Consider the following 16562-nt stretch of genomic DNA (forward strand, 5'->3'; position numbering starts at 1 on the left):
GAATAACCGCCCAATATCATTGGGCGGCTATTTATTTGGCAACGATGGTAAGACTTACTGTCTGTTACTGCTCAAGTTTCTTTTTTTGAGAAGGTAGATCCCAGCAACCAGAATAAACCACACCGGCGTGACAAACAGTGCAACACGCGTATCCTCGGCCAATGCCAACACCACCAGCACAAACGCCAGGAATGCCAGAATCAAGTAGTTCGAAAACGGATATAGTGGAAGTTTGAAGCGGCTGCGACTCGCCAGTTCCGGCTGAGTACGACGATATCTGAGATGACAGATCACCATGATACCCCAGACAAAGATGAAACACACGGTAGACACGCTCGTGATCAGCGTAAATACGCCTTCTGGCATGATATAATTCAGAACAATTGCGATCAAAATAACAATCGTAGAGAAAAACAGCGCGTTGGAAGGAACCTTCCTGTTATTCAGTCGTGCAAATGACTCGGGTGCGTTGCGATCCTTTGCCATGGAGAACACCATACGGCTTGTACTAAAAATGGCACTGTTACACGCTGACGCTGCGGAAGTCAATACCACGAAGTTCACAATGCCGGCGGCAGCTGCAATACCCACAGCGGCAAACACTTGTACAAACGGACTTTCAGTAGGCACAATGGCGTTCCACGGGTAGATACTCATAATAATCAGCAGTGCGCCAACATAGAACAGCAGTACCCGGATCGGAATCTGGTTAATTGCTCTCGGAATAACCTTCTCTGGGTTCTCCGTTTCCCCTGCTGTGAGTCCTACCAGTTCCATGCCTACAAAGGCAAACACCACCATCTGGAACGATATGATAAAGCCATGCAGTCCATTCGGAAACCATCCCCCATGACTCCACAGATTGGTGAAGCTCGCTGGACCCTGATCCGTTGTAAAACCTTTGAAAATCATATATAAACCAACAACAATGAGTGCCAGAATAGCCACGACTTTAATCAGGGCAAACCAGAATTCCATCTCCCCAAACAACTTGACCGTTGCCAAGTTCATGATCAGCAAAATGACTAACGCAATTAACCCTGGCATCCACTGAGGTACATTCGGAAACCAAAACTGCGTATATAAACCAACTGCCGTAATATCAGCCATGGCGATGGATATCCAGCAGAACCAATAGGTCCAGCCTGTAATAAATGCCGCCATATTTCCCAGGTAATCACGCACAAAATCGACAAAGGAATGATACTGCAAGTTACTTAACAGCAGCTCCCCCAATGCACGCATGATCAGGAACAACACTACACCCGTAATGATGTAGGCCAGCAAGATGGATGGCCCTGTCAGCTGGATCGTTTTGCCTGCTCCGAGAAACAAACCTGTACCGATCGCCCCTCCAATCGCCATCAACTGCACGTGCCTGTTCTTTAATCCCCTTGTTAACGTTTCTTGCTGCATGATCAACCACCACTCTCTTTCTGCAAATGCTCTCTACGATGCAAAATATTATTACTCATCATATAATAATCTGCTCAGAATACATATCCCTCATTTTATATATTTTTTTGCACAGCAAATAGGCCACCTTGTAAAAGGTGACCTCTGTTTATGTACACGTTTATCATACATACCTAATAAAATATATTAAAATATAAACCAAGCTTAGAACGGCAACGACTAAAAAAGCAATGGCTAATGAACGTTCGGTTTTCCAAACTCGAATAGCATTAGCAACACTAATCATCAATAGCGCAATCAAGTTAATATTACCCGAGTTTGATTGGAACATGTTAAAAACGATCATCATAAATCCTACGATCCAGATTAACAAAAACCACAGTGGAGTTTTCTGAAAAAGCTGCTTCATTATGATTTACTCCTTATATTAAATTGTCTGTTTATAAGATATTCTTCAACAGGGAGATAAATTCCTTTATTTAGGTTATAATCCCAAATAATCAATACTATATAGACCAATTTTAAGTATCTTCACAGTAAAAAGGGCTCCCGATAAAGGCGCCCTCTGGTTGTTCAGCAACTATTTTTGCTTATAAAACTCATGATACAGCTTCATTAACGCCCGCTTCTCAATCCGTGATACGTATGAGCGTGAGATGCCCAGTTCCTTGGCAATTTCGCGTTGAGTTCGTTCTTCCCCGCCTGCTTCCAGGCCAAATCGACCGATTACAACTTCCTTCTCCCGGTCATCCAGGATGTCTAGATTGCGATAAATTTTGCTTTTTTCAATCTTAAGCTGTACCCGATCTACAACATCATCAGCTTCTGTCCCAAGGATATCGATCAATGTAATTTCATTGCCTTCTTTGTCCGTACCGATGGGGTCATGCAAGGATACGTCTTTGCGTGTTTTCTTCAGGGAACGCAGATGCATAAGTATCTCGTTTTCAATACATCTAGCGGCAAATGTGGCAAGCTTTGTACCTTTGCCTTGTTGAAAACTTTCTATGGCTTTAATCAAACCAATGGTTCCGATGGAAATCAAGTCCTCTTGATCTTCACCCGTATTGTCGAACTTTTTGACGATATGCGCGACGAGGCGCAGATTGTGTTCAATGAGCAGATTGCGAGAGTGAGCATTGCCTTCAGCCATAAGGCGCAAATGTTTGGCTTCATCATCCTCAGCCAGTGGCTGGGGGAACGCATTATTTTTGACATACGAGACGAGTAACGTTAACTCTTTAATGAATAGAGCAATTGCGGTAAACAATCCGGGCACAGATGACACCTCCTGCAGTTTTACAACGATCTGGCCTGAGCACATGTGGGAACAGGGTCGATCTATTGTATGTAGGCAGAGGCCCAGAAGTGCACGTACACTTGAAAAAGGGGATGATCTCGCGAAAATTTCACAGACTCACAGAAACAATGGAGCCCACCCGCTGAAGCAGGAGAAATTCTTTTTCCACACTTTCGATAAAATACTTCTTTTCACCAAATAGGACAACATCATTCTGGGCTAATGAAACATCGCTTTTAAAATAGATCACATTGTCCGTTTCACGGAACGCACCTTTGTAATAAAACATCATATCCCTCTCCTTCTTAACACTACCTATGTAATCAATTAAACCATTACTTACACTCTCATTAACCCCATCCCCAAAAATAAAAATACCTCATATGTTCCATTCCGATGACTTGATTCATAACAAAAACCCCAGCTCTGTACAAAACAGAACTGAGGCTGCGGCTCATCCAATATGAATCCCAGTAAATATCTGAGAATCCCTAGGAATACCGGTTAATTACTTGAAGATTCGTTGTGAGAACTGATACAAACCGCTGTTCCAGACAGATGGTTCATGTCCACCTACATCCAGATACCAAGTATGCGGAATGTTCATGCTGCTCAAGCCGTTTTTGAAATTCTGGCTGACCCATAACAGACCATCACTTGATCCACAGGAGATCCAGAGCAATTTGAGTTGGCTGGCAACTTGTCCCGGGTTGGAAACCAGCTGCGATACAGATTGCGTATTCGGTGCAGCCGAGAAGGCCCCTACCCAGGCGAAGGTATTCAGATTTTTCAATCCAAAGTTAAGCGATTGTCCACCACCCATGGACAGACCGGCCAACGCACGACTATTCTTGTCTTTGTACACCGGATAATTGGCCTCGATATGAGGAATCAGATCCTTGAGCAAGTCTTGCTCAAATCGTTCAAACGCAGCCACCTTGTCTGGAGCAAAAATGTCACCAACTGGACGGTCGTCCTTCATAGCACGTCCATTCGGCATGACAACGATCATATCTGACAGCTTACCTTCAGAATACAAGTTGTCCAGAATGTTCTTCGGTTTCATGGCGTTTACCCACTCATGCTCATCTCCGCCGATACCGTGCAAGAGATACAGGACGTTATACTTTTTATTTTGTGAATATCCTGGCGGTGTATACACCGTCGCTTTCCGTGTATTGCCTACCGTTGTGGAATAATAGGAGATCAGATTGGTATTGCCGTGTGGAATATTGTTACGATACGCATCATAACCCGGCGGTGCAGGCACAACCGGAGTGTTAGCCAGCGCATTTTGTCCCGTATTATCCATGGTGCCGGTCGCTCCCTGATCGATCACCGCCTGAATGGGGGTTGTAGCTGGAGTTTCCTGCATATCGGCTGCAGACGCCATCGTTGGTACAAGGAGTGCTGCTGTGATGGAGAGACTCAGAATCTTGGACAGACGTTTTTTCATCAATATCAATCTCCTTTGGAATATGATTTTCAACCGTGTTCGAACCTCGTAACAGGTCTTTCAGATACACACAAAACTTCAATTGAAAGCCCTTACATTTTAGAGTAAAGTTCCTCCTTTCCACGCATGAATACGGACCTGCATCCTTTGCCTTTCCCAATATGGAAGTAAAGAATCACGATCCATAATTTACAATGAATTCCAATTACAACTTTATTATATCACCTCCCAAGACTTGTACATCATCAAAAAACTTAAATAACTATACCTTATAGTTTAAAAAGTATACTTCTGCACACCACCATACCCTCTATTCGCTTCCTCCACTTCGGATCTCATCATGAAATAAAAAAGCCTCAACTCTCCGTGTTCAACGGAAGAATTGAGGCGAACCGATTCCATTTTCAGCTTGCCGACGTTGCCTCTACTACCTCAACAACCTCTGGCCCATGATGTTTACGATCCATGAACAGACTGAAGAGCAGTCCTAGCAAACCCAATCCGGCAATAACTGCCGCATACAAAGGTACGGATATAAGACCCGTGTGGGTAATTGCATACCCGCCCAGATAGGCACCACCTGCATTCCCCAGGTTAAATGCGGAGTGACTTGATGTTGTTGCCAGCAGTGGCGCTTCGCGGGTCATATTCATGATTCGAATCTGCAATCCCGGCATAATGCCAAAAGCCGCAACGCCCCACAAGAATATAGTGATTACAGCAAGATAAGGGCTCTCCAGGGTAAGCGTAAGTGCAGCCAGAAGCACCGCCAGTATCCCAAAATTGACGATTAGGGAAGGCATCAGCTTCCAGTCCGCCAGACGGCCGCCAACCATGTTCCCCAAGGTAACGCCGAAGCCAAACAATACCAGAATCCAGGTCACATTCTGTTCGGCAAAACCACTAATGTCCACAAGCATCGGCGTGATGTAAGTGAACACGGCGAATAGACTTCCACATCCCATCGCTCCAACAAGCAGAACCAATAATACTTGGGGACGAACCAAATTTCGAAATTGCTGTCCGAGATTTGCTGGTGCTCCTTGCGGGAGCACGGGAATAAAACGAATGATGCCAATCAACGAAATGATGCCCAAGATCGTAATCGCCCCGAAAGATGAACGCCATCCAAGCTGTTGCCCGATAAACGTACCAAACGGAACACCAATAATATTCGCAATTGTAAGCCCTGCAAGAACAACGGATACTGCTCCTGCCCTTCTCTCGGGTGCAACAAGCCGCGTTGCCATGATTGAACCTACACCGAGGAACGTACCATGGGCAAATGCCGTTAATATCCGTGCCGAGATTAACAACCCGTATGTGGGAGCAATGACAGACAATGCGTTACCGATAATGAAAATGCACATGAGCAGCACCAGCAGTTTCTTCTGTGGAATCTTGTGAGTAAACACGGTTAATATCGGTGCACCTACCGCTACACCCAGTGCATATCCCGTAATGAGTTGTCCTGCCTGTGGAATGCTTACATTCAAATCTGTTGCTACATTGGGCAGCAGGCCCATAATAATAAATTCAGTCATACCAATCGCAAAAGCTCCAATAGTCAAGCATAACAGGGACAATGGAAACGCCCCTCGTTTACCTGACTGTGAAACCTGTGGTTGTATTGTGTGTCCAGTCGTGCTCATAGATGTTCTCTTCTCCTGTCTCTTAATCAACGATGTTCTGTCGCCTTCAACCACAAGGCATCTGTTAGTTGTTCGAACGTTTCACGCATAGCCAGCTTGTCCCGCCAGTGTGCCGGAATACCACTCAGTCCATAATAAGCACCTGCAATCTGCCCATACACCGCACCTGTAGTATCCGCATCATCACCCAGATTCACAGCTAACAATGCACCTTCTTCAAAGCTTGCCGACTTATGGAACGCCCATAGTGCTGCTTCGAGTGAACGAACCACATAACCACTGCCCTTAATTTCGGGCGGTTCTTTCCTCTGATAGGACCCCCTAACAACCTCTTCAATAGCGGGTGAAAATGAAACCTCTTCCCTCCACTGTAGGCATGTCTCCGGCATCAGCATGACGTTTTTGTCTGCTCCTCGCAGACCAGCAACAAGTATGGCAGCCAGCACTTCACATGCTTCCACGCTTTCCGTTGCAGCATGTGTTGTACGAGAGCTCAACCCGGCATAGCGGACCGCCTCGTTAGGTTGATTGGCATAAGCCATCACGACAGGAGCAAGCCTCATGATAGAGCCATTACCTGCCGTCATTGGGTCAGTTGATCCGCTGTAGGCTTCCCCAGTTATCTCAAACCTCTCCAAGGCACTTCGGGTGGCACCTCCGATATCGAAGCAATTACCTGTGCTGCTCATATACCCGACCTTGTACCAATTGACGTATCTGCGCATCTGATCCGCAGAATCAAAGTCTGCCTTGCGTATCAAACTTTCTGCCAGACATAGAGCCATGGATGTATCATCTGTCCATTGCCCTGCCTCCAGCCCAAATACGCCACCTCCCACCATATCCGTTACAGGTTCAAACGTGCCAGGGCTGCTGAATTCCACGGTAGTTCCGAGCGCATCACCCACTGCAAGCCCGATGAAGCAGCCATTGAAACGGTCTTTTTGCAGCATCCTTTTCTTCCTCCCTTACTCCATGTACTTTCAGAATCTTTCTTCCATTCTCCCACACGGCTTGATCCGGCGTAAAGCTAATAAAATCCAATCAATTAAGCTCCATTTCTTCTATTATAAAAGTGTCGAAAGCTGTTGAACGGCCTGATTATCAAATTTTCATAAAAAAAGTTTTATTTTTTCGAGCTGAAAATACAGTTTATTCGGTACACCGCTTACATGCAAAGGGGTTAACGGTTTGCAACGTTCATCATTTTCTGAAAACAAATCATATATGTGAAAATTTTCAATGTAAACAATCATGACACGCTTGACCTCTCAGTTTGTCCTATGTTACGGTTTTATTAGCTTAAAACGCATATTTTTTCCCAAATTAATATTCATTTTCGATTTACTGCGTCAACTAACTTCCCGCAGGTTAATGAATATACGGAAATGAATTTACAGAAAATTTTCATTCGTTTTTATTCCCAAACTAATTCTGAAACAGGAGGAACAAATTTATGATTAAGGCACTGGTGTTTGATTTCGACGGAACGATTATTGATACAGAGACAGCATGGTATATTGCTTTTCGTGATGCTTACAAGGAACACGGCGTGGATCTAACCCTGGAGATGTATTCACAATGCATCGGTACCAGTCTGAAAACATTTAATCCGTATGAGTACCTCATCACAGATTTGAATCTTCCGATCGATCGGGAAGCGTTCAGGGAATCCGTTCAGTTGCAGCACGCTGCATTGATGAACAAAGAGAAGGTTCGTCCTGGTATTCAGGAATATCTCGAACAAGCACGTGAAGCCGGACTGAAACTCGCTGTAGCATCCAGCTCCAAACGGGATTGGGTTGAACAGCATCTGGAACAACTGAAACTGAAAGATTATTTTGAAGTCATTCGTACGGCAGATGATGTTGCAAATGTGAAGCCTGACCCGGAACTCTACACTCAAGCGCTTGAAGCCCTTGGAGTAACTGCAGACGAAGCCGTAGCGATTGAGGATTCACCTAACGGCGCGCGTGCAGCTGCTGCGGCTGGTATGCACTGCGTAGTCATCTCGAATACCATCACAGGAACACTGGAATTCGATATGCCTCACCAACGGCTGTCTTGCTTGACTGACCTCTCATTTAACGATTTGATTTCGAAGCCACTCGTCACTACCGTCTAAGGTCTGCACGAATTTCGCGATTTAATCCTTAAAGGGGGAGTTCACACATGAAAGCTGTACATTTTGGTGCGGGCAATATAGGCCGCGGTTTTATCGGTCATATGTTGTCCGCTTCCGACTACGAAGTCTGCTTTGTCGCACGTAACCCGAAGAAAATCTCCATGCTTCAAGAGAGACAGGAATATCCGATTACACTTGCCAACAGCGAACAGGATACAACGATTGTCAACAACGTGACGGCTATCAACGTAAGTGAGCAGAATCTGGTTGCTGAAGAGATCGCTTCAGCCGATCTGATCACAACCGCCGTCGGTGTATCTGCTCTCGGAGATATCGCAGAGCCTATTGCCAAAGGCATTCAACTTCGCATGAAAAACAATAACCAGGCGCCACTGCATATTATCGCTTGCGAGAATGCTATAGGTGGGAGCACCCGGCTGAAGAAACGCATCTATCCATTCCTGGATGAAAAAACCCGTAATAAAGCGGAACGTTATGTTTCTTTCCCCAATGCAGCTGTGGATCGGATTGTTCCGGCCCAAAACCACAAGGACCCGCTGCAGGTCACTGTTGAACCTTTTTACGAATGGGTCGTTCATCGTCCAGCACTTCTGGATGGTTTTAAGAAAATTGATGGTGTCCACTATGTGGACTCCCTTGAACCTTATATTGAGCGTAAAATGTTTACGGTGAATACAAGCCACTGTGTTGCCGCATACTTCGGATATCTCGAAGGATTCAAGACAATCCGGAAAGTTATGAGCAACTCCACCCTGCGGGCCAAGGTACGCCATGTTATGGAAGAGACCGGTGAGATGCTCATCCAGAAGCACGGATTCAACGCACAGAAGCATAATAAATATATCGACACCATACTGGAACGCTTCGCCAATCCCAACCTGACGGATCAGGTCACCCGGGTTGGACGTTCCCCCCTTCGCAAGCTCTCGCCTCATGATCGGCTTGTTCGCCCAGCGATGCAGGCCAGTGAATTCGGAATCGACATTCCTCATTTAACTTCTGCTATGGCAGCCGCAATGCTGTTCAATGACAAACGCGACGAGGAAGCCATGAAGCTACAACACATGATTCGCGAAGATGGCGTCTCCGCCTTTATCCGTGAACGCATGGGAATTCCCAACGAACATCCCGTTCATCAGAATGTAATCGCCAGCTATCAGGAACTCAGAGGGCGTAAGGAATCGACGATACTAACCTGAATATGCCTATCAGTCCTATCAAGTCCTATCAAGGTTATTGGTTCGATCCCGCAAACTGAATAAAACACGGTGAAGAAGCCGGGAGGAACCTATGCATGGCACTGTTCCTTCCGGCTCTTTGTCTTTACATGGCACGGTACACTCTATATGGTAGTGTAGCTAATAAAAAAGCGATCTCCTCTCTCAAGGAAACACGCTTTTTAGGTAATCTTTTTAATTTACTTAGCCGTTCGGCGTAACCGTGTGACTCATTCATTTTCTACTCATTCATGATGGAATTAAGAGATGCATAGGCCATGGGCAGGAACCCTTCCGAAGGTTCACCAATAGGTGCTTGGATGTGGAAAACGAAACCATTGCCGTCCAGTTCTTTCACAATAAAATACTCTGTTTTCTTATCATTCTGGGACATCATGTACAATCTTGCATCCTTCATTGGCCCATTACTGAGTTGTTCAGCCGTTAATTGTTTCACTTCTCCGGTCTCGGACAACTCTTCCTTGGCATCCATCTTTAGCGCATCCAGATTGTAATTAGCCGGCAGCTTCTCAATCTCTATCTCATAATCCGGATCAATCTTCATTGTTAATTCATGGTCTTCCGCGTCAAAAGCCATCGGTTCAAACACATAAAGTGAATAACCTTTCGCTTGTGCCAATGTCACTGGGCGTTTTTCGGTCATTCCTTCTACCGTCACTTCCAGCTCTGATGTCTTCGGACGATCGGACGTTACTGTACCGCCTGCATTGGAACCGTTATTCTCATCACTCGATTCAATCTTTGCAATCTCTGTAAGTACCAACTGTTTCGTTGTTGCATCAATCGTTTTCTCTACATATTTGAAGCGAACGGAATCTTCGTCATCAATATCATCCAGAGACTTCTGCAGATCTTCACTCACCTGGAATGACATCGGCTTCTCATTCACTCGAATCTCAACGGTATGCGGATCAGCCCATCCAGTCAGAATACCTTCTGCTTCTATTGCAGCACTTTCATTTGGTTGTTGCTCCGGTGCTGGTGACTGTTCTTCCGTATTATTCACTGGTGGCTGTGCAGCAGGATTACTGTTCCCACAGGCCACAAGCGAGAATCCCATAAGTAAAACCAGGAATGATGCACTGACTTTCATTGTATTTCTTTTTCGCATATGAACACCTCCGTTAGCTTATACGCAATGATGCTTGTCCATGTTGCTTCTCATCCATTGGCTTGGCTGTATACTAGTACTTACACGGGAGACAGGCAGCTCAATCATGCAAAATGTCTGAACGATTATTGTAGTCCTCTACCTAACTGGCTTGATCCATCTGTACCAGTTTGGCATTGGCTCCGTTAAACGCTTTGGTCTGGAGGTTAAATTGCTTTCGGAATTCAGCAAGCTTCGCATATTCGCTATTTCGTACCCGAATGGCTCGCTTAATCTTAACCAGATTAGGTTCTGCACTTTCTCTCATCAGATCATACAACTGCTCATCGGCACTCAGACTCAACTGATACGAAGTGACAAAATTCTCCAATGCACGTGCTCTTGCTTCATATTGATCCAGCACCTTTTCAGCCTGTGCCAACGTTTCTTCTTTTTCAAATGATAGTTCTTCCAATGAACTGCGCAAGGCCACCGTCTTCTCGTTGGTCAGTTTCATGGCCTCTTCCGCCTGTTTCAACAACGTTCTTCGTTCATGAATATGACCTGCTGCCTGATCCAATAGTGCTTCGAGATCACTATTTTTGTTCTTGCCTTTGTCTAAAATAGACTTGTATAAGTTCATATCTTCCTGCTCGTGACTACTCAGTTTGTTCAAACTCTGGTCGATCTCCTGACCGCTGAGCACCAATTGGTTTACCTGATTTGCCGCAGGCTCCTGCGGATCTCCACAACCACTTACCAGCAGAATTAGCAATACACTAACTGCCGCAAGCGCCACTTTTTTACTCGTTAGCACCCAAGTCCTTCCTCTCTTGCATCATCTTGTTGTTATACTACAAGCGGGTATCTCCGCTAAAATTCGCTATCCAATGTGCATCCGGATCGTATACTTCGAACTCGTAACCTCGATCTTCGAGCAGCTTCAGAATACGTGGCAAAGCCTGAACCGTCTGCTCCCGCTCATGCATCAGAATCACTTCCTTATCCCGATGTACACTTTTGCTCACGCGGGCCACAATCTTATCCGGCTGACCGGGAAGATTCCAATCCAGTGAATCTGTCGTCCAGTCCCACATTTTGAACCCGGCCGCCGCAATGTCACCTCTGAACTTTTCACCGATCTGTGGACTGCTGCCATAAGGTGCACGAATAAGATGAGGTGTAAAACCAATTAGGTCTTGCACCATCTTCTGCTCTTTCTTGAACTCTTTCACAAAGTTCGCAGAGCTCCCACTCTTATACAGCTTTTTATAGTTATGCGTTATGCTGTGGAGTCCAGGGTAACTGCCTTCTTTCAACAGCCGTTTTACTGCTTCTGGATGCTGGTTTAACTGACGTCCGATCATGAAAAAGGTAGCCTTCGCCTCATGCTGCTTCAAAATATCCAGCAGTTGTTCCGTATATTCAGTTGGGCCATCATCAAACGTTATGTATGCCAATTTGCGAACCTGACCCTGGAACCGTACCGGCTCCTCCTTTGCATCCGGAGTAACTTGTATCATGCCGAGCTTGGCGGGCTGTTCGATTACAGTCATTGGAGGCGGCGCCACAACGCTTTTAATCCAATGCGTCATGCCAAGGAATATATATGTTACACCGGTAACGAACAGTACCAGGAGCATTAGAGCTATGCTAATCCTTCCATACCGGATTTTTCTTCGTTTATGTGTTTTAGCGCGACTTGTGCTGGGCGGAATACTTCCACGTTCTCCCGCTCTCTCTTGTTGGACTCTCACTTTCATGCCACTTCCTTACTTTCATTTTTTCCCGATTATTGGTATATTATCTCGTTTCATGTCTCTATATAGAAGATTAATAGAAAAATGGATCGGGAGAATGACAGAATAGTTACAAGCCCGGTTACAATCTACTTATCTCTTTGTTCTCTTTATCTTTCCTGCGGTTACCTTCTCCTGTATAATGAAGTGATTTACGCCATCAGAATCATGAAGGAGCTACACCCATGACAAGCTTGAACCGTGCCGGCAGATCCATCTATCTGTTATTCTTTGTCGGCATTATTGCCATTTCTTTTTCTTCGATCTTTGTACGCTGGTCTACCGCAGATGTTGCGGTCATTGCCATGTACCGTCTATTTCTGACCAACCTGCTAATGCTGCCTTTTGTCTGGAAATACAGACATGAGATGATGCGGCTGAGCTTCCGGCAGTGGGGCTTGCTGCTTGCATCCGGTGTGATGCTGGCCCTTCATTTCCTGCTCTGGATGGGTTCGCTGCGGCTCACCAGTGTTGCCAGTTCCACAGTTATTCTTGCGCTGGAGCCTATACTGATTCTGGCAGGTTCGGTATGGCTGTTCAAAGCCAAAATTAACCGCATGATGATCATCGGCATGGGCATCGCCCTGTTTGGATCAATCGTTATTGGCGCAGGAGATTTCCAGTTGGCAGGTACTGCCCTGCAAGGTGATATCCTGTCTTTACTTGGCACAATTGCAGTCGCTGTCCATATGCTGCTGGGTCAATTTTTGCGAGCGGGACTTAGTGCATTTTCGTATAACTTCTGGGTATTCTTCGTGGCTGCTTGCACGCTGGCGGTATATAATCTGATCATGGGCCACCCGTTTGGGGGTTACGCTGCGTCAGAGTGGGGAATCTTCCTGCTGCTCGCCATTGTGCCAACGATCTTTGGACATTATCTCTTCAACTGGCTGCTTCAATATATGAATGCCACGACGGTATCCATGGGCGTACTGGGGGAACCCGTATTTTCTTCATTGCTGGCCTGGATGCTGCTCGGCGAATCCCTCAGTGCATTACAGATGTCTGCCGGGGTTGTCATTATATTCGGGGTATGGATCTTCATTCGATATGGTAAAACCAAACCTCAACCCATTCCTGCTGATGCTCCTATCGCTGGCAAAGGGCCTGTTGAACCTACCACGGTATAACGAATTCATTCGTAATGCATAGTTATAAACGACTCTACCACTCTCATAAGGCGGTGTATTTTGATGAAAAATATTGTATCCATGCGTTGGCTGCTCGCCAGAATGTATGAACCAGATGTGGTCATTGCAGATTGCCGATTCTTGCTCGGTCAGCCAGAGGCTGGAAGACAAGCCTATGAAGCTGGACATATTCCAGGCGCTGTCTATCTCGATTTGGAAAAAGATCTATCCTCTCCTGTCTCTGCGCACGGAGGACGTCACCCGCTTCCTGATCCGGCTGTGCTCGCAAGTCGTCTATCCAAAGCTGGCATCGGCTCCAATAGTCGGATTGTTGCTTATGACGATCAGGGCGGCATGAACGCCTCACGATTGTGGTGGCTGCTGCGCTACATCGGTCATGAACAGGTGTATATCATGGACGAAGGTTTCTCCGCTTGGAAAAATGCCAAGTTTCCAGTTACAACGGATGTGCCAGTTCAGATCCCGTCTTCCTTTGAGGTGAATGTGCAGCCAGCCATGCTGGCAAGTGTTGAGGACGTTCAGCAGGCTTCGGCAAGTGGCAGCTCCGTGTTAATCGACTCCCGTGATGCTCGCCGCTATGCGGGTCTGGAGGAACCCATTGATGCCAAGGCCGGACATATTCCGGGTGCGGTGAATTATTTTTGGAAAGATGTGTTGGATTGGGATGGACGTTGGACAGATACTGGGGTGTTAGAAGAGCGTTTCAATAATCTGGACAAGGATGGTGCGATTATCGTGTACTGCGGCTCCGGCGTGTCGGCTTGCCCGAACGTGATTGCGCTGGAAGAAGCGGGATATACGAATGTGAAATTGTATTCCGGGAGTTGGAGCGACTGGATTAGTTATGAGGGGAATCCGGTGGCTACGGGGGAAGAAGTTTAGGATTCTGATACATTGTGGATGTTTGGAATAGCTAAGCGGAAATGCCGCCTGGGTCTAAGGACTCGTGGCGGCATTTTATCGTGATTTTCATGTTCCCATTTAATATAAGCGGCGGTTTTGGTAGGAATTGAAGAGTGAGGATCAGCTTCCGACTTTGAGAAACGTGTATAAAAGATTGCTTTAAGGGCGTCATCGGCTGATCTGTTTCTGCAGAGATCATTGACACTGCCATAGACGATTAGTAGGAGAATTTTTCGCGCACGATATTGAGGCGATATCGCTTGTTACGACTCGGTCCCACGTCGAATACCAATCCGAGAAAGAGACCGTCCAAACTTTTCCTTCTTGGTATTATCCCCTTATTCTCTTATAATGAGTAATTTAGCGACCAATATACAATTTTAAGGAGATGGAGTATGAAAGAGAGTAGGGTACGCTTTGCCACAAAGTTTCTGATCGTAGTAGCTATGATTTTATTTAGTGGGTTGCTACCGATTACAGGTGGAAAAGCAGAAGCAGCACAAGAGCGATACAAATCCGAATTCGAATTTGAATTCAAGTACGAGGAGGATGCATCCAGAGTTATACCACAGGTTCGTATAACAAAGTTTTATTTTGATGACGGTCGTGTGGAGACTGAACTTCATGAATTTCCAAAGCAGGCGCTGGCTGTATCGAAAGACGCTCAATATGCGGAGAGCGCTCGCCAAAAAGATGATCCAGCGCTGAAGCAAACATTTTATCCAGGCTGCGGTTGGGACTTTGGAACATATGTGATGAATACAGAGAAAGGTCCGCTAGCTTTTACGATTTATTGTGATTCAACGTCAGACAAACAACCAAATGCAAAAGGTGAAAAGGAGTCAGTAAGCAATCATGTTATCTATAAATATGATCTCGAGCGCAACCTTCTAAGTGTTTTGAATCAGGTACAAACTTTCGGAAAAAGCCAACCTCCGTTTCGAATGTATTATGACTTTGGAGGCTATACCTTGCAAGAAGGTAACGGAAAAATAAACTATGAAGAACGAAATATTCGAGTCTATTCACTGCTCAGTAACAAACTGCTGGCGCGTATTTCTGAATATCCACAGGAAATCGACCAAACCTTAAGATACACCGAGTACAAAAAAATATCCAATGATCCAAAAGTCCTCGCTAAAATAGGAAATTATACAACACATGGGAATGATAATTACATAGGAGAAACATTCATTTTAAATGCAGACGGAACCCGAACAAAAAGTAAGATTCCTGCCGTACTGCCAAATAATATTTTTTATGAAAATAAAATCGGTTCATTTACCTATGTCTCGTATAAAAATCCAAAAAACGAAAATACCATGGTAGGTTATCGAACTTCTACAAGTACAGCAATCAAGCCATTATCTCGTGCAGATGCTTCAAGTTCCATAAGATTCAGTAAGTCCAAACGTTACGTTCTGATTCGTCAGCAAACAGCCAAAGAAAAAACAATAAGAATCGTCGATACAAAAACGGCAAAAGTTGTATCCGAAATTCCGGATATCGGCGGTGGAGTATATAAGGAAGTAGGCAATTCAATTCTTTTATTCCAAGCCGAAAAGAAAGATTACTACCTGCATGTGCCGACAGGAATTGTTACCCGTAATATGGAAAATTCTCAATTGGTACAAGCCGATACAGGTGGGTACACGGGTGACCAATCGAAGCTGATCTCCATGCAAGCTCCACCACAAATGCTCGTAAACGGCAAACCGATGCGTTATGCCGGCCAAGGGCCTTTCCTGACGAAGGACAACCGCTGGTATGTGGAAGTGAACGATTTTGCAAAGGCTGCGGATGCTACAGTGTCCAAAACTGCAAACGGATTGACGATCAATCGTGGTAATTACCAAATGACCGTCTCCAAATCCGATAAAACGGTATTAACCTGGGCTGGGCAGACCTTCGTACCATTGGAGACACTGAACGAAAAATTGGGCATGGCTGGGGGGTTCTTGAATTCCCTTTTAGGTAAGGGCTACGAATACAAAGTGCTCCATGTTTTTTCCAAGGATCTGAAAGAAGCAGATATTATCGCTCGCCCTGATCTGTACGAGGCCATCGAAAATGATTCAGGGAATTATTATTCAATGGAAAATGGTAAACCTGCCGCAAGGCCGTTGTCGGAAGCCAACAGGTATTATTATGATGGAACTAATCTCATCTTCAAAGATGGCTTACTCGTAAATGTAGCTTCTATATACAATGCGGGTGGCCGTACGTTGCGAAATATTCTGTTCGATATCAATAAACTGAAGCATGTCATTGCCGTCTATGGAACGCCGAATGCAACCATGACCGGAGGACAAATGGTACGCTGGTACGAGGTGGATGGTAACGTGCTGGTATTCGAAGGTAACTCTAATTTGAAGGGTGCTTATTATATTTCACGATAAACACGAGGTGAT

At 45.4% G+C, this 16562-nt stretch carries 15 protein-coding genes; 5 read left to right on the forward strand and 10 right to left on the reverse strand.

Going from position 1 to position 16562, the window contains the following annotated elements; genetic code table 11:
• Nucleotides 1–54 precede the first annotated feature (54 nt).
• From NZ043_RS00735 to NZ043_RS00765, 7 genes are all read right to left on the reverse strand, one after another.
• Complete coding sequence (locus tag NZ043_RS00735; protein WP_133385638.1) at nt 55–1416, reverse strand: amino acid permease; 1362 nt, start codon at nt 1414–1416, stop codon at nt 55–57.
• 163 nt (nt 1417–1579) lie between these two features.
• Nucleotides 1580–1825 carry a hypothetical protein gene (locus NZ043_RS00740; RefSeq protein WP_133385639.1) on the reverse strand — a complete coding sequence of 82 codons (246 nt, stop codon included), beginning with the start codon at nt 1823–1825 and terminating at the stop codon, nt 1580–1582.
• A 171-nt stretch (nt 1826–1996) separates the two neighbouring features.
• The gene (gene sigK / locus NZ043_RS00745; protein ID WP_090915017.1) at nt 1997–2695 is read right to left on the reverse strand and encodes an RNA polymerase sporulation sigma factor SigK; all 699 of its coding nucleotides are present in this window, start codon (nt 2693–2695) and stop codon (nt 1997–1999) included.
• 130 nt (nt 2696–2825) lie between these two features.
• Nucleotides 2826–3008 carry a hypothetical protein gene (locus NZ043_RS00750; RefSeq protein WP_249912092.1) on the reverse strand — a complete coding sequence of 61 codons (183 nt, stop codon included), beginning with the start codon at nt 3006–3008 and terminating at the stop codon, nt 2826–2828.
• Between the two features lie 216 nt (nt 3009–3224).
• The gene (locus tag NZ043_RS00755; RefSeq protein ID WP_133385683.1) at nt 3225–4172 is read right to left on the reverse strand and encodes an alpha/beta hydrolase-fold protein; all 948 of its coding nucleotides are present in this window, start codon (nt 4170–4172) and stop codon (nt 3225–3227) included.
• A gap of 404 nt (nt 4173–4576) precedes the next feature.
• Nucleotides 4577–5824: an MFS transporter gene (locus NZ043_RS00760; RefSeq protein ID WP_133385684.1), complete on the reverse strand. Its 1248-nt coding sequence runs from the start codon at nt 5822–5824 to the stop codon at nt 4577–4579.
• 26 nt (nt 5825–5850) lie between these two features.
• Nucleotides 5851–6777 (reverse strand): ADP-ribosylglycohydrolase family protein, encoded by a 927-nt coding sequence (locus NZ043_RS00765; protein WP_133385685.1) that lies wholly within the window; start codon nt 6775–6777, stop codon nt 5851–5853.
• Between the two features lie 503 nt (nt 6778–7280).
• On the opposite strand from NZ043_RS00765, the gene NZ043_RS00770 reads away from it, so the two are divergent.
• Both NZ043_RS00770 and NZ043_RS00775 read left to right on the forward strand, forming a co-directional pair.
• Nucleotides 7281–7949 carry an HAD family hydrolase gene (locus NZ043_RS00770; RefSeq protein ID WP_091028223.1) on the forward strand — a complete coding sequence of 223 codons (669 nt, stop codon included), beginning with the start codon at nt 7281–7283 and terminating at the stop codon, nt 7947–7949.
• A gap of 47 nt (nt 7950–7996) precedes the next feature.
• Complete coding sequence (locus tag NZ043_RS00775) at nt 7997–9169, forward strand: mannitol-1-phosphate 5-dehydrogenase (RefSeq protein WP_339310219.1); 1173 nt, start codon at nt 7997–7999, stop codon at nt 9167–9169.
• Between the two features lie 259 nt (nt 9170–9428).
• On the opposite strand, the gene NZ043_RS00780 is transcribed toward NZ043_RS00775, so the two are convergent.
• From NZ043_RS00780 to NZ043_RS00790, 3 genes are all read right to left on the reverse strand, one after another.
• Nucleotides 9429–10319 (reverse strand): hypothetical protein, encoded by an 891-nt coding sequence (locus tag NZ043_RS00780; protein ID WP_133385687.1) that lies wholly within the window; start codon nt 10317–10319, stop codon nt 9429–9431.
• A gap of 142 nt (nt 10320–10461) precedes the next feature.
• Complete coding sequence (locus NZ043_RS00785; RefSeq protein WP_133385688.1) at nt 10462–11115, reverse strand: YkyA family protein; 654 nt, start codon at nt 11113–11115, stop codon at nt 10462–10464.
• Nucleotides 11116–11152: 37 nt separating this feature from the next.
• On the reverse strand, nt 11153–12061 hold the full coding sequence (locus tag NZ043_RS00790) for a polysaccharide deacetylase family protein (RefSeq protein WP_256332208.1): 909 nt from the start codon (nt 12059–12061) through the stop codon (nt 11153–11155).
• 221 nt (nt 12062–12282) lie between these two features.
• Here NZ043_RS00790 and NZ043_RS00795 point away from each other — a divergent pair, with 221 nt between their 5' ends.
• The 3 genes from NZ043_RS00795 to NZ043_RS00805 all read left to right on the forward strand — a co-directional run bounded on the left by NZ043_RS00795 (nt 12283) and on the right by NZ043_RS00805 (nt 16550).
• A complete protein-coding gene (locus NZ043_RS00795) occupies nt 12283–13227 on the forward strand; it encodes a DMT family transporter (RefSeq protein ID WP_091028213.1) in 945 nt (314 codons plus the stop codon).
• 63 nt (nt 13228–13290) lie between these two features.
• Nucleotides 13291–14130: a sulfurtransferase gene (locus NZ043_RS00800; protein ID WP_133385690.1), complete on the forward strand. Its 840-nt coding sequence runs from the start codon at nt 13291–13293 to the stop codon at nt 14128–14130.
• Nucleotides 14131–14546: 416 nt separating this feature from the next.
• On the forward strand, nt 14547–16550 hold the full coding sequence (locus NZ043_RS00805) for a hypothetical protein (RefSeq protein WP_133385691.1): 2004 nt from the start codon (nt 14547–14549) through the stop codon (nt 16548–16550).
• The last annotated feature ends 12 nt before the right edge of the window (nt 16551–16562 follow it).

The organism is Paenibacillus sp. FSL k6-2145, assembly GCF_037976585.1.
In the GTDB taxonomy this organism is placed as follows: Bacteria; Bacillota; Bacilli; order Paenibacillales; family Paenibacillaceae; genus Paenibacillus.

What these genes read in the sequence shown, in the direction of transcription:
- NZ043_RS00805 (WP_133385691.1), top strand. Translation starts at nt 14,547, where the DNA reads ATGAAAGAGAGTAGGGTACGCTTTGCCACAAAGTTTCTGATCGTAGTA.
- NZ043_RS00780 (WP_133385687.1), bottom strand. Translation starts at nt 10,319, where the DNA reads ATGCGAAAAAGAAATACAATGAAAGTCAGTGCATCATTCCTGGTTTTA.
- NZ043_RS00735 (WP_133385638.1), bottom strand. Translation starts at nt 1,416, where the DNA reads ATGCAGCAAGAAACGTTAACAAGGGGATTAAAGAACAGGCACGTGCAG.
- NZ043_RS00755 (WP_133385683.1), bottom strand. Translation starts at nt 4,172, where the DNA reads ATGAAAAAACGTCTGTCCAAGATTCTGAGTCTCTCCATCACAGCAGCA.
- NZ043_RS00800 (WP_133385690.1), top strand. Translation starts at nt 13,291, where the DNA reads ATGAAAAATATTGTATCCATGCGTTGGCTGCTCGCCAGAATGTATGAA.
- NZ043_RS00770 (WP_091028223.1), top strand. Translation starts at nt 7,281, where the DNA reads ATGATTAAGGCACTGGTGTTTGATTTCGACGGAACGATTATTGATACA.
- NZ043_RS00740 (WP_133385639.1), bottom strand. Translation starts at nt 1,825, where the DNA reads ATGAAGCAGCTTTTTCAGAAAACTCCACTGTGGTTTTTGTTAATCTGG.
- NZ043_RS00790 (WP_256332208.1), bottom strand. Translation starts at nt 12,061, where the DNA reads ATGAAAGTGAGAGTCCAACAAGAGAGAGCGGGAGAACGTGGAAGTATT.
- NZ043_RS00760 (WP_133385684.1), bottom strand. Translation starts at nt 5,824, where the DNA reads ATGAGCACGACTGGACACACAATACAACCACAGGTTTCACAGTCAGGT.
- NZ043_RS00750 (WP_249912092.1), bottom strand. Translation starts at nt 3,008, where the DNA reads ATGATGTTTTATTACAAAGGTGCGTTCCGTGAAACGGACAATGTGATC.
- NZ043_RS00765 (WP_133385685.1), bottom strand. Translation starts at nt 6,777, where the DNA reads ATGCTGCAAAAAGACCGTTTCAATGGCTGCTTCATCGGGCTTGCAGTG.
- NZ043_RS00795 (WP_091028213.1), top strand. Translation starts at nt 12,283, where the DNA reads ATGACAAGCTTGAACCGTGCCGGCAGATCCATCTATCTGTTATTCTTT.
- NZ043_RS00775 (WP_339310219.1), top strand. Translation starts at nt 7,997, where the DNA reads ATGAAAGCTGTACATTTTGGTGCGGGCAATATAGGCCGCGGTTTTATC.